This is a genomic window from Rhodospirillum sp. A1_3_36, from assembly GCF_047263945.1.
In the GTDB taxonomy this organism is placed as follows: domain Bacteria; phylum Pseudomonadota; class Alphaproteobacteria; order Rhodospirillales; family Rhodospirillaceae; genus Rhodospirillum.
On the sequence record NZ_JBLAVB010000021.1, the window covers coordinates 18,141 to 38,744 of the forward strand.

At 61.7% G+C, this 20,604-nt stretch carries 18 protein-coding genes; 4 read left to right on the forward strand and 14 right to left on the reverse strand.

The window, feature by feature from the left end; translation table 11 throughout:
• Nucleotides 1–17 precede the first annotated feature (17 nt).
• The 9 genes from ACLIRY_RS23330 to ACLIRY_RS23370 form a co-directional block, all read right to left on the reverse strand.
• Nucleotides 18–728 carry a c-type cytochrome gene (locus tag ACLIRY_RS23330; RefSeq protein ID WP_413207831.1) on the reverse strand — a complete coding sequence of 237 codons (711 nt, stop codon included), beginning with the start codon at nt 726–728 and terminating at the stop codon, nt 18–20.
• Nucleotides 712–2,028, reverse strand: a complete 1,317-nt coding sequence (gene soxC, locus ACLIRY_RS23335) for a sulfite dehydrogenase (RefSeq protein WP_413207832.1) — start codon at nt 2,026–2,028, stop codon at nt 712–714. The genes ACLIRY_RS23330 and soxC overlap by 17 nt, the downstream gene beginning before the upstream one ends.
• Nucleotides 2,029–2,072: 44 nt before the next feature.
• Nucleotides 2,073–3,767: a thiosulfohydrolase SoxB gene (soxB, locus tag ACLIRY_RS23340; RefSeq protein ID WP_413207833.1), complete on the reverse strand. Its 1,695-nt coding sequence runs from the start codon at nt 3,765–3,767 to the stop codon at nt 2,073–2,075.
• Nucleotides 3,768–3,958: 191 nt separating this feature from the next.
• A complete protein-coding gene (soxA, locus tag ACLIRY_RS23345; RefSeq protein WP_413207834.1) occupies nt 3,959–4,852 on the reverse strand; it encodes a sulfur oxidation c-type cytochrome SoxA in 894 nt (297 codons plus the stop codon).
• Between the two features lie 97 nt (nt 4,853–4,949).
• Nucleotides 4,950–5,276, reverse strand: a complete 327-nt coding sequence (gene soxZ, locus ACLIRY_RS23350; protein WP_413207835.1) for a thiosulfate oxidation carrier complex protein SoxZ — start codon at nt 5,274–5,276, stop codon at nt 4,950–4,952.
• A gap of 25 nt (nt 5,277–5,301) precedes the next feature.
• Nucleotides 5,302–5,757, reverse strand: coding sequence for a thiosulfate oxidation carrier protein SoxY (gene soxY, locus ACLIRY_RS23355; RefSeq protein WP_413207836.1), 456 nt, complete (start codon nt 5,755–5,757; stop codon nt 5,302–5,304).
• A 176-nt stretch (nt 5,758–5,933) separates the two neighbouring features.
• Nucleotides 5,934–6,416 (reverse strand): sulfur oxidation c-type cytochrome SoxX, encoded by a 483-nt coding sequence (soxX, locus tag ACLIRY_RS23360; RefSeq protein WP_413207837.1) that lies wholly within the window; start codon nt 6,414–6,416, stop codon nt 5,934–5,936.
• 147 nt (nt 6,417–6,563) lie between these two features.
• Nucleotides 6,564–7,163 carry a SoxW family protein gene (locus ACLIRY_RS23365; RefSeq protein ID WP_413207838.1) on the reverse strand — a complete coding sequence of 200 codons (600 nt, stop codon included), beginning with the start codon at nt 7,161–7,163 and terminating at the stop codon, nt 6,564–6,566.
• Nucleotides 7,164–7,174: 11 nt separating this feature from the next.
• Nucleotides 7,175–7,909: a cytochrome c biogenesis CcdA family protein gene (locus tag ACLIRY_RS23370; protein ID WP_413207839.1), complete on the reverse strand. Its 735-nt coding sequence runs from the start codon at nt 7,907–7,909 to the stop codon at nt 7,175–7,177.
• 143 nt (nt 7,910–8,052) lie between these two features.
• Here ACLIRY_RS23370 and ACLIRY_RS23375 point away from each other — a divergent pair, with 143 nt between their 5' ends.
• From ACLIRY_RS23375 to ACLIRY_RS23385, 3 genes are all read left to right on the forward strand, one after another.
• The gene (locus ACLIRY_RS23375) at nt 8,053–8,508 is read left to right on the forward strand and encodes a transcriptional regulator (protein ID WP_413207840.1); all 456 of its coding nucleotides are present in this window, start codon (nt 8,053–8,055) and stop codon (nt 8,506–8,508) included.
• A 47-nt stretch (nt 8,509–8,555) separates the two neighbouring features.
• On the forward strand, nt 8,556–9,068 hold the full coding sequence (locus ACLIRY_RS23380) for a GlcG/HbpS family heme-binding protein (RefSeq protein WP_413207841.1): 513 nt from the start codon (nt 8,556–8,558) through the stop codon (nt 9,066–9,068).
• A gap of 324 nt (nt 9,069–9,392) precedes the next feature.
• Nucleotides 9,393–9,749: an ArsR/SmtB family transcription factor gene (locus tag ACLIRY_RS23385; RefSeq protein ID WP_413207842.1), complete on the forward strand. Its 357-nt coding sequence runs from the start codon at nt 9,393–9,395 to the stop codon at nt 9,747–9,749.
• A 208-nt stretch (nt 9,750–9,957) separates the two neighbouring features.
• On the opposite strand, the gene ACLIRY_RS23390 is transcribed toward ACLIRY_RS23385, so the two are convergent.
• Nucleotides 9,958–11,034, reverse strand: a complete 1,077-nt coding sequence (locus tag ACLIRY_RS23390; protein WP_413207843.1) for a YeeE/YedE family protein — start codon at nt 11,032–11,034, stop codon at nt 9,958–9,960.
• 218 nt (nt 11,035–11,252) lie between these two features.
• Between ACLIRY_RS23390 and ACLIRY_RS23395 the strand changes: the two genes are divergently transcribed.
• Complete coding sequence (locus tag ACLIRY_RS23395; RefSeq protein ID WP_413207844.1) at nt 11,253–12,314, forward strand: YeeE/YedE family protein; 1,062 nt, start codon at nt 11,253–11,255, stop codon at nt 12,312–12,314.
• A gap of 215 nt (nt 12,315–12,529) precedes the next feature.
• Here ACLIRY_RS23395 and ACLIRY_RS23400 read toward each other — a convergent pair whose 3' ends face one another.
• The 4 genes from ACLIRY_RS23400 to ACLIRY_RS23415 form a co-directional block, all read right to left on the reverse strand.
• Nucleotides 12,530–13,030, reverse strand: coding sequence for an acetone carboxylase subunit gamma (locus ACLIRY_RS23400; RefSeq protein ID WP_413207845.1), 501 nt, complete (start codon nt 13,028–13,030; stop codon nt 12,530–12,532).
• A gap of 83 nt (nt 13,031–13,113) precedes the next feature.
• Nucleotides 13,114–15,432 (reverse strand): hydantoinase B/oxoprolinase family protein, encoded by a 2,319-nt coding sequence (locus tag ACLIRY_RS23405; RefSeq protein WP_413207846.1) that lies wholly within the window; start codon nt 15,430–15,432, stop codon nt 13,114–13,116.
• Between the two features lie 131 nt (nt 15,433–15,563).
• Nucleotides 15,564–17,717 (reverse strand): hydantoinase/oxoprolinase family protein, encoded by a 2,154-nt coding sequence (locus tag ACLIRY_RS23410; protein ID WP_413207847.1) that lies wholly within the window; start codon nt 17,715–17,717, stop codon nt 15,564–15,566.
• A gap of 617 nt (nt 17,718–18,334) precedes the next feature.
• Nucleotides 18,335–20,347: a sigma-54-dependent Fis family transcriptional regulator gene (locus ACLIRY_RS23415; protein ID WP_413207848.1), complete on the reverse strand. Its 2,013-nt coding sequence runs from the start codon at nt 20,345–20,347 to the stop codon at nt 18,335–18,337.
• Nucleotides 20,348–20,604: the final 257 nt, after the last annotated feature.

The following is a 20,604-nucleotide window of genomic DNA, read 5'->3' on the forward strand; positions in this document are numbered from 1 at the left end:
GTTTCGTCCCCAAACGCCTATTCGATGGCATCCCCCTCCCCATCAGGGGTCACGTCCAGGATGCGCGCCCGCATGGTCACCGTCACCGGATCGGGCTTGCAATCGGTCATGCAAGGTTCCGCGTCGGCTTTCCAATGGGGCTCCTCGTATCGGTCATCGTCGATGAAATTGGCCTCGTTGGGCAAGTGAATGTCCGTAAAGTTGGCCTTGGACAGCTCGAAATCCTCGTCCGTGACGATATCATTCAAATAGAGCAGATAGGCCGTGATGGCATAGACATTGTCATTGGTCAGGGACTTGGCGTTGCCGAAGGGCATGGCCCGGCGCACATAGTCGTAAACCGTCGACAAATAGGGCCAGTAGGAGCCGATGGTCTTCTCGGGCCGCTCGTTGGTCAGCGTGTCCTGCCCACCGGCCAGAACCGGCCACCGGCCCACGCCCTCGCCGAAATCGCCATGGCACATGGCGCAGTTGTCGGTGAAGAGCACCTCGCCCTCGGCCACCGTGCCCCGGCCGTCAGGCAGGCCCATGCCGTCGGGGCGGATATCGATGTCCCAGGCGGCGATTTCCTCGGGCAGAGCAGCACGGCCCAGGCCATAGCCCCCTTCCGGCCGTTCGATACCGCCCTCTCCAGCCCCCTCCCCGGCCAGAGCCGGTGTGGACAGGGCGATCAGGATGGCGACGGCGGTTGCCGGTCCCTTGGGAAAGGTCTTAGGAAACTTCAACATTTTCGGTCACTCCATCCGCCTGCACCCGCCAGGTCTGGATGCCATTGTTGTGGTAGATCGAATTCTCTCCGCGGCTGGCCCGCAAGGCAGTCTTGGTGGGCTGTACGTAGCCCTTTTCGTCCATGGCCCGGGACTGGAGCAGCAGCTCTGACCCGTCCCAGTCGAATTCGTAATAGAAGCGGTGCAGGGATTTATCGAGGCTGGGGCCATCAATCCGCGCCCGATGCCAATTGCGGCCCCCATCAAGGGTCACATCCACCCGTTTGATGGTGCCTGCCCCAGACCAGGCCAACCCGGTGACGATGGTCCGGCCCTTGCCATGGGACAGGGGCGCCTGGGGACTGGGGCTGGTGATGACCGACTTCACATCCATCATCCAGGTAAAGCGCCGCGCCTTGCCGTTGGGCAGCAGGTCCGTGTACTTGGAGGTCTCCTCCCGCTGCTGCCAGGGCTTGTCGCCGACCTCGAGCCGACGCAACCACTTGACCCACATATTGCCTTCCCAACCGGGAACGACCAGCCGAACCGGATACCCCTGTTCGGTGCGCAGGGCTTCGCCATTCATCTTGAAGGCCACCAGACAATCATCGAGCGCCTTCTCCATGGGGATGGAGCGGGTCATGCCCGATGCGTCGGCGCCCTCGGCCAGGATCCACTTGCCCGAAGGCTTGACCCCGGCTTCCTCCAACAGCAGGCGCAGGGGGACGCCCGTGTACATGACATTGTGAATCATGCCATGGGTGAACTGGCAGCCGTTGAGCTGCGAACCGCGCCATTCCATCCCCGAATTGGCCGCGCATTCCAGAAAGAACACCTTGTTCACCCGGGGAAAGCGCATCAGATCGGCCATAGTGAAGACCAGGGGCTTGTCCACCAACCCATGGATCATCAGGCGATGCTCCGCCGGATCGATCACGGCGGCTCCCCCGTGGTGGCGTTCGAAACAGACGCCGTTGGGGGTGATGATGCCGTCCAGGGCGTGGAGCGGCGTGAAGTTGATCGAGGACGTCGTATCCGCGGTCAACCAAGCCACGTTGCGTCGGACCACGTCGGCCTCGAATTCCGAGGGAAGTCCATAGGGCGCGCTATCCACGCCATCGCCCAAATAACGGTTCCAGTCCTGAACCTCGGTAATCAACGGATCAGGTCCCGCAGCCGGAGCAGCAGCCCTCGCCCGGCCCGTCAACAGACCCACCGCCGCCGCACCGCCTGCGGCAAGGGTGCCACGCAACAGGCCCCGGCGGGAGGGATCGGGTACGCCCGCCGCGCGCGCGGGCCGCAATGTATCTTGCTTCGCCATGTCGTCCTCTTTCTTAAACACCGGCTTTTGACCGCGAGGCGGCTCTAGCCCTGGCCTTTGATGGCCACTGTGGTGTCGCCCATGGGCCCGACCACCGGGTTGTTCTTCAGGTGGTTTTCGACCACATCCCAGATGGGCGGCCCTTCCGTGCCCTCATTCACCGAGGCCCAGCCCGCCACGACATATTCCCGGGCCGGGTCGATGGCCTCGCCATTGGTCAGGGTCATGTCCGAGACCCGGTTGCCCATGGTCTCCCAGGGGTTGATCGCGTATTTGAAACCGCCCACCCGCACCATGTCGCCGCCCTGTTGGTAATAGGGGTCGGGGTTGAACAGGTTGTCCGCCACGTCCTCCAACACCGCCTTCAGGGTCTCGCCGGTCATCTTGTTGCGATAGGCGGCGGGGTAGGTCATGGCCGTGGCGTTATGGATATCCTCCACGGTGATCGGCTGGCCCGGCAGGATGGAGGTGCCCCAGCGGAACCCCGGCGAGAGGGCAATTTCCGCATCCCGCTCCGCCAAAAGGGCGTCACAGATCAGATCATCAAAGGTGCCGTTGAAATTGCCCCGGCGATACAGCAAGGTATCGGCCCGGGCCAACTCCCGGGAGAGCTCTGCCGCATGGGGCGCGCGGACCTTGGTCACCAGGGCGGCCATATCCGCGTCGGGGGCGATGATGTCGGAAAAGACCGGGATCAGGGTGAACTTGAAGTCCTGGACCTTGCCGTCCGCCACGTCCAGGTCAACGCGGGAGACGAATTTTCCATTCGAACCAGAGGCCACCAACAGGGTGTTCCCCACCTTGACCACATCGGGCAAGGCATCGTGGGTATGGCCGGTGAGCAACACATCGATACCCGTCACCCGACCGGCCATCTTGCGGTCCACGTCGAAACCGTTGTGGGACAGCACCACGACCACATCCGCGCCCTCGGCCCGGGCAGCGTCGACGTTGGCTTGCATCTGCTCCTCGCGGATGCCGAAAGTCCAGTTGGCCATCATCCAGCGGGGGTTGGCGATGGGCGTATAGGGGAAGGCCTGACCGATCACGGCGATTTTAGCCCCGCCCCGCTCGAACATCGCCGTTGACTCGAAGGCTGGCTCGTCCCATTCGGCGTCAAAGACATTGCCGCAAAGGAAGGGGAAATTCAGCTTGTCCACCAACTCTTTCACCCGGTCTGTGCCATAAGTGAATTCCCAATGGGCGGTCATGGCGTCGATACCCAGAGCGTTCGTGACTTCCACCATGTCGTCGGCCTGGGTGGCCTGGGCCGTGTAACTGCCTTGCCAGGTGTCGCCGCCATCCAGGAACAGAGTGGCATCCGGTCGCTCTGCCCGCACACGCTTGACGATGGCAGCGATGCGGTCGACGCCACCTATGCGCCCATAGGTCTTGCCCAGGCTGGAGAAATCCTCGGAACTGAGCGCATAGGCGTTCCGCGACCCGCCCGGGATCCCATATAGATCGAGGAAGGCCTTGCCGGTGACATGGGGCGGCAACCCCGCAACCTCGCCCACCCCCAGGTTGACCGAAGGCTCCCGGAAAAAGACCGGCATCAACTGGGCATGGAGGTCGGTCATATGCAGCAGGGTCACATTGCCCAGGGGCTTGACTCCCAGCAGATCGTCCTCGGTCAGAGCCTGTTGGGCCGCAGCCCGGTTCCACCGGCCGGAGAAGCCGGTGCCGACAATCCCCGCCAGCGCCGCAGAGGCCACCAGAAACTCCCGTCTTGAAACCATGCCAAAGCACTCCCTATAGCGTTAAGGCTCGATACCTTGAATGATGGAGCGCAGACAAAGGCGCCCCTTCGCGCCGGTCCAAACGCAGGACCGCGCCTTGAATAGCGAAAAAATGGATTGGAAAATTCCGGTCGGGACATCCCCTTTTGAGTTTGGGGGGAAAGGGGGTACCCCGACCGGATGGACCGCCCCTAGTGACGGACCGAGGGCGTTTCCATGGACAGGCCCGTGCCACGCCAGGTCACATAGACCTCAATGGCCATCAGATCGTCCGAGAAGGCCTTGGGGATCTCTGCCCGGGTATCCCGGATACAGCCCCGCAAGCGGTTATGCAGGGACACCAACCCCTGTTGCTTCAGGCGATAGGTGGGGAAGCCATTGACCTGCCCCTGGCTGAGGTGGTCGGCCCGGATCATCTTGCCCATGGAGACCTCATGGCAGGAGGCACAGGCGAGATTGAGCTGCCCGGTGCGGGTGTAATAGAGATCCTTGCCCTTATCCCACCAGCTCTGCATATCGCCCTGGGTCAGGTCGATGGACATCGGATCGCCCAGGGATTGGTATTTAATGAAGGCGGTAAGAGCCTTCTGTTCGCGGGCGTCGAACTTGTAGGGCTCAGCCCCCATGTTCTTTTCCCGGCACTGGTTGATCTTCAGTTCGACATTGATCGGTCGTTTGGTCACAGGGTCCCACTTTGGATAGTGGGCACCAATGCCCGCCATGCTTTCTGCGGCATCCCCATGGCAGGACGCGCAGGACTTCCCGGCCGAACCCTCCACCGTCTCCCAGATCTCGGCCCCTTCGTCGACACCAAGCATGGCCGGGTTCTGAAAGGAATCCGCCTCCAGTGCACGGGTTTCTTCCGTGCGGAACAGCCAGCCGGAGTAGAGTTCCTTGAAGGGATGCCCTTGGGGCGCGGCGGTCCGGGTGATCATCTCCTTGCCATCGATGACCAAGGTGTCATCCACCGGATCGGCCTGGGCCCCCGTAGCGGCCAGGAGACTGGCAGTTAAGAGGCTGGCGGACAACAGGCCCAGGCCGAACAGGCTGGCAGACAGTCCCCTTTTGATTTCGTTCTTGCTCACGATGGTCCTCCCCATGTGTCCCACGCCCTGGACCGGGTTCACCCGGTTCTTCATCACCGACTCTTCGTCACCGGCGCGGACCCTGTTTCACGTCGACTTACGACACCGCGACCTTGGCTTCTGCGGTATAGGTGGATCCATCGTCGTCCAGCCAGGTGAAGACGAAGGTTCCGCTTTCCTCCACCTTGGCATCGAACTCAAGGTAGGGGTTGGCCGAGACGGCCGGTTCCATGTCGCAGGAGAAGACCTCCTGACCATTGAACGCGCAGGTGAAGGTATGCAGGATCTGGCGGGGGATGGTTTTGCCAGCCTTATCCTTCCGCTGCCCGGATTCCATTTCATGGCTGATCAGGGTCTTGATGGTGATGATTTCACCCTTACTGGCCTTCTTTGGCACTTTCACGCGAGGTTTGACGTTCGCCATTGCTTTATTCTCCCTTAACCGTTGATCAGCCGCCGCAGCCGCCGATGGTCACCTTGACTTCACTGGCGGCCATAGTGACCGAACCATCGCTCATGCGGGCGACCGCGACCACGTTCTGGGTCTTGGCCAAACGGATGCGGGTGGAGGCTTCCGCCTTGCCCGACAGTGGTGTGAAGTGGAAGGTCACCACCCCCGGCGAGGGATTGCCCTCGGCCAGGACCATCACGGCGGCCACATGGTCCTCGGCGGTCATGGGGCTGTCGACGGACACGGAAATCGGAACCGTATTGCCATTCTCGGCGATCTCCGGGGCGGTCAGGGTCAGCTTGCCCTCGCCCGGAGTGGCGCCACCGGTGAATTCCTTAATCTTCGCCTCCATTTCGGGGGCGGCGGCCAGAACCTGAGACACCGGTATGCCCACAAGGGTAACGGCGGCGGTCGCGGCGCCAAACGCCAAGACCTGGCGACGGGTCACTCTCATCGATTTCTCTCCTGAACATTTTTTGACGGAACCTGGGAAACCACAAGCCCCGCGCTAGAGTGCTCAGAGATCAACTTGGGCCACTTTCCGGCCCAAGTTGGCCTCGAAGGCACTCTAAACTCCATATAATTAGAGTGAAATGGGGCCAGCTTGTTCCAAGCTGATCCCATTTCACTCTAGTCCTTAAGGGTGGCGAGGAAGGCCACGACATCCTCCACCTGATCGGCGGTGAGGATCGTCTTGCCCGCGTGTTTCTCGTCCACATGAAGACCGACATGGTTCGAATAGAACCCAGGCATCACGGTCTCCGGCCCAAAGACTTTCTTCGCGTCAACAACAATGGCCCGCAATTGATCGACGGACCAACGGCTCGCCGCGCCATCCAAGCTGGGACCGACGGTTCCGTGGAACAGCTCTTTTTTCAGAACTGTCACCTCGTGACAGGCCAGGCAATTGCCCAGGGACCGACTGACGAAAACCTTCGCCCCGCGTGCCGGATCCCCAGGGGTCGCAGAGACCGGCGTGGCGACCATAAGGTCGGTGAAAGTCACGTCATCGGGAGCGACTGTCGCCGCCCCTCCAGCCGCAACCGTCACCGGAACGGACGCCAGGATCGCCAAGCATCCGGCGATAATGGATTTGGTGACTGTACGTTTCATTGAACCCACTTCCTCCCTGAGGGGGCGGACCTTTGAAGCGGCCGCCTTTCTTTATCCTCTCTGCAACGCTACCCGGTCACGACACATAGGGCAAGCTTGATATATAATTTTTTGAATGTTTTGCATCGCACCACGACAGTCGGGTTTTTACTCCTCCAGTTTTCCAGCGGCGCGCAGTTCGGCGATGATCCGGGCATGGTACTTCTGGAAGTGTTCCTCACCTTCATAGCCCTTCTCATGAACCCAGCGGAACATATTGAGAAAAGTCCACTTTCCGAAGGCCCCGGGCATGGTTGCCACGGCAACCGATGAGGCGCTGGCGGCTTCCGGAACCGACTCCGGCATGAACAGCAGGGTTGGGGTGAACACCACCCCCCACTTCCGGGCCGCGGTTTTTTCGGTCAGTACCTCACCATCGGTATCAACCACTTCCTCGTCTCCGAAGAGGTTGTACTGAACGACCATAAAGTTCGCCTTGATGAAGTCCCGCACCTCCGGATCGGTCAGAAGCGTCTCGTGCATCTTGGCGCAGTAGATGCAGCCCCGCTGTTCGAAGACCAGGACGAGGCGCTTATGGGCCTCCTTCGCGGCTTTGATGTCCTCGCCCACATCCTTGAAGGTCAAGGAGAACCAGTCTTCCTTATGCAGACCATCCTCGCCCACGGTGGCCGAGGCGGAGCCCGCCCCCCCTAAGATCGCCAGTGCAAGACCAGCAACGAGTATGCTTATCCGCCAGGGAAATCCCATGACAGCCTCCCTTATCCGAGTTCGTTGAAAATGGGGAATGTCTCCAGCAGCCAGAAGGAGATCTCCTTCATCTGGCCGGTCATGAACAGCAGGCCCGTCACGATCAGGAAGCCGCCCATGACCTTTTCCACCGTGCCCAGGTGGCGCCGGAATCGGGCCGCCCAGGACAGAAAGCGGCTCGCGAAAGCGGCGGCCAGCAGGAACGGCACGCCGATTCCCATGGAATAGGCCACCAAAAGCCCCGCCCCGGTCCAGGCGGTATCGCTGGTCCCGGCAAGGAACAGGATCGCCGCCAGCACCGGTCCGACACAGGGCGTCCAGCCGAAGGCGAAGGCCAGCCCCATGAGAAAGGCCCCCGCCAGTCCGGCGGGTTTGCGCTCCACCTGGATGCGGGCATCCCGGTAGAGCAGACCAATCCGCAGGATCCCGGTGAAATGCAGCCCCATGACCAGGATCAAGCCCCCGGCAATAACGGACAGAACGTCGAAATACTGGGCCACGGTTTGTCCGATGAGACTGGCCGTCGCACCCAGGGCGACGAAAACCACCGTGAATCCGGCAACGAAAGCAGCAGCGGCGAAAATCACCCGACGCCCCTGCCCCGGCACCGGCCCCTCCTGGCGCAAATCATCGAACCCCATGCCGGCCAGATAGGCCAGATAGGGGGGCACGATGGGCAGAACACAGGGGGAAATAAAAGACAGAATCCCAGCCGCCAAAGCGGCTCCAAGACCAACATCCAACATATGAAACCTCCCAGCCGCTGCCCTTTTTATCGACGGGCCCCTTTTTGGGACCGATGGGCGCGGCACTTGCTTCAGAAGGTCATTGTATGCAAGATTTTAGATGTGTTGCAATCCCGCTCTCATCGAAACCAGGGATATTGGCCATGACACCCCGCCCCGGTGCCTTCGGATCGCCGCCGTTTTTGCCCCTCCGCCTCTTTCGGGTTTTCCTGGTTGTGGGCGTCCTCTGGGGGACCCTTCCGACTCCCATTGCCGATGCCGCAGAGCTGCTTTTCGTTGAGCAACCCGGCTGTCCCTGGTGCGCCAAGGTGCGCAAGGACATCCTGCCCGCCTGGCCCGGTACCGAGGTGGGGAAGCGCGTGCCCATGCGCCGCGTCGACATCGCCGAGGGGTGGCCGGACGACCTGTCGGCGATCCCCCGGGAGCACCTGACTCCAACGTTCATCCTGATAGAGAACGGGCAGGAACTGGCCCGTCTACGCGGATATCCAGGAGAGCATTTCATCTGGCCCCTGCTTGAGCAGTTGATCGAATCCCATCTCCCGCCTGAGTCCGAGCTCCCCCCTTCCGGAAGCGAAAAACAAACCCTGTCCCAATAAAACCGGTCCGCGACCAACAGACGGACCACCCCAAGGAGGATTCCCCCATGCCCCGCACCCTCACCATTCCCTTGCTTGGCCTCGGCCTGCTTCTGGCTGCACCGCTCCCAACCCAAGCCCAAGATCAGTCCCGAACCTTCGACGTGAAGGTCATGACCCCGGAAACGGCGTTGGACATCGTCACTGCGGCCATGGAAGCCTGCCGGGAGAAGGGGTTCCAGGTCGCCGTGGCAGTGGTTGACCGATCCGGCGTGCCCCAGGCCCTGGTGCGGGACCGCCTCGCCGGAGCCCACACCCCGGACACGGCCCAGCGCAAGGCCTGGACCGCCGTCAGCTTCAAGGCCAACACCCTGAATCTGGCGGAGACCACCCAGCCGGGCTCGGAAGCCTTCGGCGCCCGCCAGATCACCAACGCCCTGATGCTGGGAGGCGGCATCGTCGTCAATGCCCAAGGAAGTCTCCTGGGGGGCATCGGCGTATCCGGCGCGCCATCCGGCGCCGACGACCAATCCTGCGCGCAAGCGGGTTTGGACAGCGTGGCAATGGATCTGGAGTTTTAGAGCATCGAGCGGAAAAGTGGGCACCGGTTTTCCGGTCCACTCCATGCTCAACCTGTTTGATCTAGACAAAGGTCTAAGAAAATGGGAAGGAGCGCGACACAGCCGCTCTTTCCCTTGCATCCCACGGCCTTCCACTAGAGCGGAATGAGGAAAAGTGTGCGCGGTTTTCCGTCTCATTCCGCTCTAACTATATGATTTAGATCACGATGAAATCAGGTCGGACAGACCTGATTTCATCGTGATCTAGACGCGACCTTCTCCGCAGTGCTATTCCCCAAGGATCGGAATGGCTAAGAATGGTCGCGGCAAGGAGCGGTGGTCAGTTTGAACAGGATTGAGACAGAGCCGCCCGAGCCCCCCCATGCGTTGTCCGGGGAAGAGGACGATGTCTTGGAGGGTATCGACGAAGTGGCCAGCCTGTTGAAGGCCATGGCCCATCCCGCCCGGCTGAAGATTCTCTGCTGGCTGGCCATTCGGGAACGCAGTGTCGGCGAGTTGGAACACCTGCTGTCCGAACGGCAACCCGCCGTTTCCCAACAACTCAGCCGCCTGCGCGAGGACAATCTGGTCACCACCCGCCGAGTCGGCAAACAGGTCTATTACAACCTCGTCGAAGGGGAAGCAGAAGCCTTCGTCCATCTGCTCCACGATCGCTTTTGCCGGAAACGCTCCAACCGCTAGAATGTCTCGTAATTTTTTGGGCGATAGCCCAAGCCCATTTGGGGGCAAATGCCCCCAAACCCCCATTTCTCTTTTATAAGGTCTGGGGCTTTTCGGCCAATAAACGTCCGGGGTCTGGGGCCTTTCGGCCCCAGTGGGGGACGGGGCAAAGCCCCGTGAAGGGAAAACACCCCTGTCGTGTGCCGTGTTTCACTCTAACCATTGCGGATCAAGGCTTCGCCCGCCCGGGGAATCCGGGGAACAGCCGTCCTTCGACCAAAAATCCCAACCCCGCCCGGGCGCCCAGAGCCATGGCCAACATGGCCAGGGGCGCGGACAAGGCAAAAGCCGAGGCCGCCGTGAGGCCCTGACCGACGGAACACCCCAAGGCCAGGATGCCGCCTACGCCCATCAGGACCCCTCCGGTCATATGGCGGCCCAGTTCGCGCACATCATCGCAGGCTTCCCATTCAAAGGTCCGCCGTACCAGGGTCGTTCCCCAGGCCCCCAGAATCACCCCGATCAGGGCAGCGACTCCGAAATCGATCCCCCGGCTGGACTGGGTCATGGCATAGAGCACCGCCTGTCCCGTCGGCGCAACGAAGCTATGGGACTTGATGGGGATGATCTCGAAGGTTTCCTTGGCCCCCAGGCCGGTCACCAGGAAGCCCGCGCCAATGGCGGCACCGACGATCAACCCCGAGATCCAATAGCGTGGGGTGCGCCGAAACGCCCTGTCCCGCAACGCCCACCAGAGCAATCCGACGATGGTGCAAAGCACCAGAGGACCGCTCAGCGGCACCCCCAAAGCCTCGGACAGCAGACGCCCCATGTGCTGATTTCCCTCCAGGGCCAGGGTCCAAGGCTCGAAGATGGCGATCCGCAAGGGACTGAGGATCCCCACCATGGTGGCATAGCCCGCCACGGCGATGACCAACAACACGATGACCGATCGCAGATCTCCTCCACCCACCCGGGCTAAAACGCCGAAAGGACAGGTTCCTGTCAAGGCCATACCAAACCCGAAGACAACCCCGCCAACAACCAAACCCAAAGGGGCGAAGGGCGCGCTGAGAACGAAACTCTCCTCCAGGGAAACGAGACCGGACCACCATGCCAGATGGGTGATCAGCATCCCCGTGGCAATGGCCAAAGCCCAGGCTCTCAACCGTCGAAAATCATGGCCATAAAAGCCGTCCTCCAGCGCGCCCAAGGTACAGAAGCGCCCCCAGCGGGAGGCTATTCCCAAAAAGACTCCGCCGAGGAGTCCGCCGAGGGCGACCATCGTCGCCACGGACATCTCCATGTGGTTCCTCCCTCCGCGCCCGTCCCCATGAGTCCGCCAAAGGGTGTCTTGGCTGTTACGCAGAGACCTTCGGGTGCGGTGCATTCTTCATGTTTGTCAACACGACCGATGGTCGCATTCATTTTTTTCTATGTAAAGGCACTGTTCCAGGTCTAGCCTATACCGCCAAGATCGAAAAAGTCGACCTATTCCAGGGGGGAATCATGGAAGCTTGGTTCATGTCCGATGTCTTGGGGGATTTGGAGAAAGCAGGGGTCGGTGGACTTGTGGTCGGCTTGATCTTTGGCTTTTGCGCCCAGCGGAGCCAATTTTGCTTGAGAGCCGCCACCATCGAGTTCTGGCGGGGATCCATTGGCCCGAAGATCGCCATTTGGCTGACGGTCTTTGGCGTCACCCTGCTACTCACCCAAATCGAGGTGGCGACGGAGCTCCTCTCTCTTCGCAATGTTCGTCAAGTCACCTCGGCGGGAACCCTCTCGGGTGCCCTGATCGGTGGCCTGTTGTTCGGCGTCGGCATGATCCTCTCCCGAGGTTGCGCCAGCCGTCTGCTGGTGCTGTCCGGCACGGGCAACATGCGTGCCCTGGTGACCGGCTTGGTGGTTACCGTGGTTGCCCAGGCGAGCCTGACCGGTGTCCTCTCGCCCTTGCGCGAAGCCCTGTCCCGCCTGTGGATCATCGGGCCAGAGGCGCGGAACATGGCTGCTCTGCTGCCCGATGGGTCCGGTTTGGTTCTGGGAGCGATGACGGTCGGCCTTGCCCTGGTCGTCCTGTTGCGGAGCCCTTCGGCCCGCACCCCGGTCCTGGCGGCTGCGGGGGTGGGTGGCTCCATCGCGCTGGCCTGGGCCTATACCCAAGCCCTGTCCTCCACCGCCTTCGACCCGGTTCCCGTGGTTGGGGTCACCTTCACGGGACCCTCGGCAGATACCCTGATGGCCCTGATTACCCAACCCACGGTCGCTCCGGAATTCGGCATCGGGCTGGTACCCGGCGTGTTTCTGGGCTCCCTGCTGTCGGCGGTAACCTCCGGAGCCTTTCGCTTTCAGGCCTTCGACGCGTCAACGGGGATGACCCGGTACATGGTGGGTGCGGCCCTGATGGGCTTCGGCGGCATGTTGGCGGGGGGCTGCGCCGTCGGCGCAGGGGTCACCGGCGGCTCCGTCCTTTCTCTGACGGCCTGGGTGGCGCTTGGGGCCATGTGGCTGGCTGCGGGCGTCACCGATGCCCTGATCGACAAGCCCCGGAGTATGGATGCGGCACTCTCCTCGACCAGATCTCGATAATCCCCGTCCCGGAACAGGAGAGAGACGGAAAACAAGGCCGCCGGAGGTATGCTCCGACGGCCCCGCTTGGAAAGGGGGAAGGAGAAAGAGCCCGGGGTCTGGGGCCTTACGGCCCCAGTGGGGGACGGGGCGAAGCCCCGTGACGGGAAAGCACCGACTGTCCTGTACCGTGTTCCTAAACAGTCTCCCCTTGCCTGGAAGGCGTTTGACAGCCGTCAGGCCTTTTCAGGGACCGGCAGATGGACCCAATCCTTATAAAAGGTCTCGATATCGGGCTCGAAGTCATGCATCACCGGATACCAGGGAGTGGGTGCTTCCACGTCGTGCATGATGCCGCAGGAGGGGCAGTAGAACTCGCGGTAGACCTGCCATTGGGGATCGGGGGCCATCAGGGTCGGATAAACCTCAGCCAGCGCTTCCTCCGTATCGCGAACGAAGACGGCGGCGTTCAGCTTCCAGTTTTCCTTGTAGTCGCCGAAGTCATGGCCGCAATCGCACATGGTCACCCAGTGCTTGTTCTTGGTCTGGACCACATAGAGGTGGGGCCCCAACGGCAAGATGATCTTGGCATCGAAGGAAACCTTGTCCTGGAGAACCTCCAGGTACATCTCGAAGCGCTCCGCGTCCTTGGGCATGGAGAGCATACGGTGAACGGTTTCCCAGTTGGCACGGCCCTCGACCAGTTCCGAGACCTGCTTCTTGGTGTATTTCGACATGGGTTCGTTTCCAAATTCTCGCGTTTTGCTTATGTCTGAATGGGAGCGCGGCGGTGGCCCACCGCGCCCCGACCCAGGGCCGCTTATTCCTCGACCAGCACGACGGTATGGACGTCGGGCAGCTCTGACAGATCGCTCCGGTACTTGGAGCCGAAGGACGGCACGCCCAATTCATCCTCGACCACGATCCAGTCCTCGGGCAGGTCCCAGAAGGCTCGGAAGGAGGCCAGGAACTTTTCACTGAGGCCAAAGCTGCTGGCGAACATATGCTGGACCTGGGTGGCCGCATCCTTGGCGAGGATGCGCGCCCGCTCCTCCTTCATCCACTCCCGGGTCGGTTTGGCCCGGGCGAGCCGTTCCTTGCGGATCTCCGCCCGGCGTTTGGTCGTGGCCTCGACGTCCACCGTAACGTGACCGTCGGCGGCCTGGGACAACACCGCCCCATAAACCTTTTCGGCATATTCAGGCAGCAGCAACCGCTCGTTCAGGTCCTTCTCGACGCCCTTGGGATCCCGGTCCAGGGGGTCACCGTACCCCGGCCCGCCCCGCAGGTAGTTCAGGTAAAGGTCGTGGTTCTCGAACACGTTCTCGGTGGTCATCGCTTGGCTGTCGCGCTTGACCGCCGCGCCCTCGGCCAGGTGCTTCTCGTATTCCCGGGCGTCGGGGTTCCGGTCGGCGCCGATGGGCAGGCTTTCTCCCTTGGCGATGCGCTCTTTCAGCCCGGTCTTATGGGCCTCGAACCGGTAGCCTGTCGCCGAGGGATAACCGCCCATGAGACCCCAATCGGAGTTCATGTAGCCATTGCCCATGAAATACATGGTCCAGTCTTCGGCTTTCCAGACCATGCGCAGGGTCTCGAAGCCGCAACCGCCCCGGAACTTGCCATATCCACCCGAGTTGGTCTTGATGTTGCGACCCAGATACAGCAGGGGTTCGGCCAGCTCCCAGATCTCCATGTCCCCCATATCGCCTTCCGGGTTCCAGATGGCTGCGGCATTGTTCAAGCCATCTTTGACCGCACAGGCGCCGGTTCCGCAGGCCGCAGCCTCGAAGCTGTTGACCGCGTGGATCTCGGAATCCTGATTGATGCCACCGCCTTGGAGCCAGTTGGAGGTATTGGCGTTGCCCGCATTGACCTCCTCCAGGTAACCGCGCGCAAAGTAGGAAGACGACAGCGCCCGCCAGAGGGCGCTCCAACCCGAAACCAGGAAGTGCCAGGCATAGGCATGGCCCGTGCGCCGGTCATCCGGGTTCATCCAGGTGCCCTTGGGCAAGCGGAACTGGGTGCCGTAATAGGCGCCGTCGTTGATGCGTTCGGTCGGCACCAGAGTCTGGGTCATCATCACCCAAATGCCGGAGGTGAAGGCCACCTGGTTGGCATTATAGGTATGCCAGCCCCAGCGGCTCGCCCCCTCGAAGTCCAAGCGCCAGGAGGCATCCGGCCTGATTTCGATCTCCACCGGAGAATGCATGATGGTGTTGACCTTGGCGAATTCCGACGGGCACCCAACGTCCTCGTGGGCATAGGGCACGTCGACGAAGGCCACCCGGCGGTACTTGCCCGGAACGGTCAGGGCCTTGATCCGGCTCCCCAGACCCCGGCGCCCCTCCTCGATGACCTCGTAGGCGAACTTCTCCCAGCTCTCCAGGCCATCCTCGCGGATCACTTCTTCCACCAGATCGCGGACCATATGGCAGCCAGCGATGCGGGTGCGTTCGTCCAGGATCCAATATTTGGTGGTCCGCACCGCCCGCTGGCTCTCATGCAGCCAGTCGCGAAGGGGCTCGTCGTTAACGCCCGTCTTGCGGCAGGTGATCTGCAACCCATCGCCAAAGCGCTGGATCTGGCCCGTGGACATGGAGCCGGGACCGACGGAGCCGGTATCGATGACATGGGTCACGCCGCCGACCCAGCCCACCAGCTTGTCCTCTGCGAAGATCGGCACGATGGTGGCGATGTCGCAGGGATGGACATTGCCGATGGAACAGTCGTTGTTGGTGAACATATCGCCGGGGTTGATCCCGGGATTGCCCTCCCAATTGTTCTCGATCATATACTTGATCGCCGCGCCCATGGTGCCGACGTGGATAATGATCCCCGTCGAGGTGAGCACACAATCGCCCGCCGCATTATACAGGGTGAAGCAGAGCTCCCCTTCCTGCTCGACGATGGGCGAAGCGGCGATCTTCTTGGCCGTTTCGCGGGCATGGACCAAACCACCGCGCAGTTTGGAGAACATCTTCTCATAGGCGATGGGATCGTTTTCCTTGAAGGAGAGCGCCTTCAAGCCGTTGTAGTATCCGGTCTTCTTGGTGCGGGCGAGGACATGGTCCCGGTGCTGCTTGAGGGTCTTACCGCCCCCGGCCAACCCCCCGCGATCCGTCTTGGAAATGGCGTTCATGGTGTTCTAACTCCCTTGGAGCATCGAGCGGAAAACTGGGAGCCGGTTTTCCGGCCCACTCGATGCTCAACCTGTTGAATCCAAATCAAACTATTCGTCTAGAATAGATTTCTATTTCAAGACGGCTTGATCTAGGAGTTGGTTTCCTCGAGGTGAAACAGGCGATGCTCGTCGAGCCAAGTGGCGAAACCATCCGGAACGACAAAGGTGGTCGCCGGGGATTCGATGATGGCGGGACCGACAATCCGGTTTCCGGCCTTGAGGGTCTCCATCTGATAGACGTCGGCGTGGACCCAATGGTTGTGGCGGAAGAAGGGACGACGGCCGATGTGGGCCTCGACTGGAGGTTCGGGGCCTTCCAAAGGCTCCTTAGGCAGGTGCGGTTTCTGGGTGGCCACGACCCCGCGCATGATGGCGCCGGTGACACTGAACCCCAGTTCCGGGGAGCGGGCGGCGCTGGCATAGACCCGGGCATAGGTCTCGTCAAAGGCCTCGACCAGTTTGTCCCAATCGGCTGCGGTCGCCGCAGCGGTGATGGGGCTGTCGATTTCCAGGTCGTTGAGCTGCCCCATATACTGCATGCGATAGCCCGGCCGCAGGGCCACGTCGGCGACATCGAAGCCGTTGATCTTGAACTCCTCCACCACCTTGCCGGCGAGTTCGGCCCAGGCCTCCTGCAGGGTCTTGGCGGCCTCCACCTTGAAGGCGTCCGGCGAACCGAAGGGGATCGCCACGTCCACGGACTTGTCATAACGGTATTCGAAATCCGCCGTGGCGCAGCCGAAGGCCGAGAAGCCCGCCGCCCAGGCCGGAACGATCACATCCTTGAAGCCCAACCCTTGGGAATAGCCATAGGTATGGACCGGGCCAGCCCCCCCGTAGGAGAAGCAGACAAAGTCCGTAGGGCTGTAGCCCTTGGCACTGATGGTGGCACGCAAGTAGTCTCTCAAAGACAGATCGAGAAGCTCGATCACGCCCGCAGCCGCTTCCTCCACGGAGAGGCCCAGGGGATCGGCGATCTGCTCCTTGAGGGCCGCATGGGCACGCTCCACATCCAGCTTGATGTCCCCACCCAGGAAGTTATCCGGGTTCAGGTAGCCCAGGATGACATGGCAGTCGGTGACCGAGACCGTATCCAAACCACTGTCGGGCCAACAGACGCCCACCCGATAACCCGCGCTGTCCGGCCCCAGTTTGATGGCGCCAGTATGGGGATCCAGGCGAACGAAGCTGCCCGCACCTGCCCCCACAGAGTCCATGGCCACCAGCGGCAGGGAAAGCACCAACCGCGCCATATCCGGGTCGGAGACGATGGCGAAGCTGCCCTTGGTGATCAGCGCCATGTCGAAGGAGGTGCCGCCGATGTCCGAACAGGCGATGTTGTCGTAGCCCAGAAGCTCGCCCAGGAACTTGGCGCCGATCACGCCGCCCACCGGACCGGAAACCATGGTGCGGGCCAATTCCTTGGCCTTCCAGGAAATGGTGCCCCCATGGGTGGCCATGACCCGCAGGTCATAGGCCGCGCCCTCGGCCTTCATGCGATCACTGATCTTGGTCAGGGTCTTGCGCGAGGGCTCGGCGGCATAGGCCTCCAGGATGGTGGTGTTGGTGCGGTGGCTTTCCTTGCGCACCGGGTAGTAATCAACGGACGCGAAGATCGGCAGGTCAGGCTTGCCCTTCTCGACGGCGACCTCCCGACAAAGGTCGCGAACCCGACGCTCACCGGTGCCGTTCTTGTGGGAATGCAGAAGGCTGATGGCGATGGCTTCTACGTCCATATCGATCAGCTCGGCTGCGGCTTGGCGCACCTCATCCTCACGCAGGGGGATGGCAACATCGCCCTGGGAATCTGTCCGCTCGGTCACGCCCCGGGTGCGTGAGATGGGAACCAGCGGCTCGTCATAGCGGTGAGTGTTGAGGTGGATGCGATCTTCGAAGGCGTAGCCCAGGTAGGACTGGATCGCCCGACCCATGCGGTGGAAATCCTCAAGGCCCTTGTTGACGATCAAACCGACGGCCAGCCCCTTGCGCTGAACCACGCGGTTGAGCATCGCCGTGCCCGAATACACACAGGTGACCATTTCCGGATAGACCTCGTCGATGCTCCGGCCCCATTGGGCCAGGGCGTCCACGGAGGACTGGGAAATCGCGAGGGATTCATCCTCGGGATTGCTTTGCGCCTTGCCGACGACGAACTCGCCGTCTGCCCGGACAAAAAAGGTATCGGTCATCGTGCCACCGGCATCGATACCCATGACCTGGACGGGGTTGTTCTGGTGTCCCACTGTTTCCTCCAATGAGAATTCTTCGTTGACGGGCTCCCGTCCAGCCGCTCCTCCACGGACCGCGAACGGGACCCGCTGGAGGAATGGCAAGGACCGTGCCAAAGGGAGGAATTTTTTTAATTTCTATATTTTCAATTACTTACCGCTTTCCCAAAAGGGAATGCCGCGTCTGCGGAATCCGTCCTTCGCGTTTGCGTTCCGGACGATCCGAACGGAACGGGCGGACGGGCGGTCAGAAAAAAGGCCACCGGATCACTCCGATGGCCTTTTGAAGCGGAATGCGGAAAAGTGGGCGCCGGTTTTCCGCCCTCACCATATGAGTGAGATCCCGTTCATGAAATCAGGCGCGGGACACGACACGGCTTCGTAGTTTTTGGGCGATTGCCCAAACCCATTTGGGGGCAGATGCCCCCAAACCCCCATTTCTCTTTTATAAATGGAACCCGGGGTCTGGGGCCTTACGGCCAGTAACTGCCTGGGGTCTGGGGCCTTACGGCCCCAGTGGGGGACGGGGCAAAGCCCCGTGACGGGATAACACCCGCTGTCGTGTACCCTGGGAATCAAGTCGGGCAGACCTGATTTCATCGTGATCCAGACACCCCCCACTCCACTCAGGGTCACCGATCCCGATAGGCCTTGAATGCGGTCATGCGGTCGATGCCGTGACGCTTCATCTTTTCGTACAGGGTGCTCTTGGCGATGCCCAGGCGGGTGGCGGCCCGGGTCAGGTTTCCAGCCTCAAGGGCGATGGCCTCGATCATGCCCTCGCGCTCTCGATCAGCCAGGGCGCGGCCCCGTTCCTCTTCCCAGGCCAGGCGTATTGGCCCCGGCCCCGGATTATATCGGTCCATCGTTGGGGGCGGCGCGCCAAAGCCCGGGGGGAGGTCCTCCACCTCCAGCCAATCCCCCTCGGCCATGCAGACGAGGCCTTCCACAACGTTGCGCAGCTCCCGCACGTTCCCAGGCCAGGCGTAGGCCCGCAAGCGGTCGAGGAGCTCTGGCCTTGCCCGTTTGCAAGAAAGACCATGGGTCCGAACGGTCTGTTCGATGAAGTGATCCACCAACAAGGGAATGTCCTCCCCATGGTCTCCCAGGGGCGGCAGGTGCAGCACGGTCACCGCGAGACGATAAAACAAGTCCATGCGGAATGTTCCAGCGGCAACCTCTGCCCGCAAATCCCGGTTGGTGGCGGCGACCACCCGGACTGCCACCTGTCGGGGTTTGTTGTCTCCCAGGCGATAGACCACGCCATCCTCCAGGACCCGCAGAAAATGGGCTTGCAGGTCCGGGGGCATTTCGCCGATCTCGTCGAGAAACAGGGTACCGCCGTCCGCCGCTTCGAACTTGCCCGCCATGCCGCCCCGCCGAGCCCCGGTAAAGGCCCCTTCCACATAGCCAAAAAGCTCACTAGCCAAAAGATCGCGGGTCATGGCCCCGCAATTCAACGGCACGAAGGGACTAGGCGCACGGGGGCCGGCCTTGTGCAAGGCCCGGGCGAAGACTTCCTTTCCCGCTCCCGTAGGACCCAGTAACAGAACGGGAACGGGAAGGCGCGCCAAACGGCGGGCCCGGGCCTTCACCGCCCGTAGGGGCTCGCTTTCCCCGATGATCGCAGCGAAGGGATCCCCCTCGGAGGGGGAGGAGGCCAGGGAAGGAGACAGGGCTTTGCCGCGCAGGGGCTCTCCCTTGCGGGGGAGAGCAAGGATCGTCCCCAGACGTTCGTTTCGTTCCATCACCGGCTCCAGCCAATCGGAGCGCATCCAGTCTGGCAAATCCTTGTCGGGGGGAGCCCCCTCGGGCAGGACCAGTCTGTTGATGGCTCCCATATCCAGGCCGAGAGCATTGATATAGGCCTCCGCGCGGTCATTGGCTCGGACCATCCGTCCCCGATGATCAAAGAGGACCACCCCCCGGTCCGCCCAAAGCCGTCCATGGGCCAATGTGGAATCCAGCAGCCGCCCCCGACGCTCCATTTCCAAGCTGGCCAATCGGTTCTCTATGCGGCTCGCACCGGCAACGGCCAGGGCCATGCAATGGGTGTTGTGACTTCCCGACAAACCCGAGATATCCAGAACCCCAAGAAGCGCGCCGTCATAGGGATCGCGGATGACCGTGGCCGAACAGGTCCAATGCTTGATCCCCTCGCAAAAATGCTCTTCGGACCGGATCTGAACGGGTTGGGCTGCGGCAAGCGCCGTTCCGATGGCGTTGGTTCCACTGACGGATTCTCCCCAAGAGGCCCCAGGAACAAGCTTGATATCCTCGCTTTTGGATTTGGCCTTGGGATCTCCCTCCACCCAAAGGATCACACCGTCAGGATCGGTCAGCGCCATCAGGGTTTGGGACTCGGCCAGCAGCTCACGGGCCTGGGCCATAACGGGCCGGGCCGACCGAATCAAATCGCGGTGGCGCTCCTTCAAGCCGTGAAGGCCATCTTCGGTGACGGCCAGGGGTGCCCTCCCCCTGCCTGGGTTCACACCAAGATCTCGGCACCGCCGCCAAGAGTCCTCCACCATGCGCCGCACGGCATCGCCGGGCATGCCATCTCCAGACAGGAATTTTTCCCAAGCCACAGCGATCGCCTTGTCATGGCCCTCCGTACCGGACGGGCCACCCAGGTCTCGTCTCATCGACATGTCCTCCCCACGCCCGGTCTTCATCGAACCGATGCGCGTTTTTGTCTTCTCCCCCGATACTACACGGCGAAGACAGGCTTTGTCCGCCATTCCCCACCAGCAATGGTCGGAGAAAGACAGAACGTCTCCGGATCCTCCCGACCCAGAGCACTCCCGTACAGGACACGACAGTGACTCGTCTTTTTTGGGCGATTGCCCAAACCCATTTGGGGGCCAATGCCCCCAAACCCCCATTTTTCTTTTACAAATAC

What these genes read in the sequence shown, in the direction of transcription:
- ACLIRY_RS23330 (WP_413207831.1), bottom strand. Translation starts at nt 728, where the DNA reads ATGTTGAAGTTTCCTAAGACCTTTCCCAAGGGACCGGCAACCGCCGTC.
- ACLIRY_RS23415 (WP_413207848.1), bottom strand. Translation starts at nt 20,347, where the DNA reads ATGAGACGAGACCTGGGTGGCCCGTCCGGTACGGAGGGCCATGACAAG.
- ACLIRY_RS23375 (WP_413207840.1), top strand. Translation starts at nt 8,053, where the DNA reads ATGACACCCCGCCCCGGTGCCTTCGGATCGCCGCCGTTTTTGCCCCTC.
- ACLIRY_RS23405 (WP_413207846.1), bottom strand. Translation starts at nt 15,432, where the DNA reads ATGAACGCCATTTCCAAGACGGATCGCGGGGGGTTGGCCGGGGGCGGT.
- ACLIRY_RS23370 (WP_413207839.1), bottom strand. Translation starts at nt 7,909, where the DNA reads ATGTTGGATGTTGGTCTTGGAGCCGCTTTGGCGGCTGGGATTCTGTCT.
- ACLIRY_RS23365 (WP_413207838.1), bottom strand. Translation starts at nt 7,163, where the DNA reads ATGGGATTTCCCTGGCGGATAAGCATACTCGTTGCTGGTCTTGCACTG.
- soxB (WP_413207833.1), bottom strand. Translation starts at nt 3,767, where the DNA reads ATGGTTTCAAGACGGGAGTTTCTGGTGGCCTCTGCGGCGCTGGCGGGG.
- ACLIRY_RS23380 (WP_413207841.1), top strand. Translation starts at nt 8,556, where the DNA reads ATGCCCCGCACCCTCACCATTCCCTTGCTTGGCCTCGGCCTGCTTCTG.
- soxC (WP_413207832.1), bottom strand. Translation starts at nt 2,028, where the DNA reads ATGGCGAAGCAAGATACATTGCGGCCCGCGCGCGCGGCGGGCGTACCC.
- ACLIRY_RS23395 (WP_413207844.1), top strand. Translation starts at nt 11,253, where the DNA reads ATGTCCGATGTCTTGGGGGATTTGGAGAAAGCAGGGGTCGGTGGACTT.
- ACLIRY_RS23390 (WP_413207843.1), bottom strand. Translation starts at nt 11,034, where the DNA reads ATGGAGATGTCCGTGGCGACGATGGTCGCCCTCGGCGGACTCCTCGGC.
- soxY (WP_413207836.1), bottom strand. Translation starts at nt 5,757, where the DNA reads ATGAGAGTGACCCGTCGCCAGGTCTTGGCGTTTGGCGCCGCGACCGCC.
- soxX (WP_413207837.1), bottom strand. Translation starts at nt 6,416, where the DNA reads ATGAAACGTACAGTCACCAAATCCATTATCGCCGGATGCTTGGCGATC.
- ACLIRY_RS23400 (WP_413207845.1), bottom strand. Translation starts at nt 13,030, where the DNA reads ATGTCGAAATACACCAAGAAGCAGGTCTCGGAACTGGTCGAGGGCCGT.
- soxZ (WP_413207835.1), bottom strand. Translation starts at nt 5,276, where the DNA reads ATGGCGAACGTCAAACCTCGCGTGAAAGTGCCAAAGAAGGCCAGTAAG.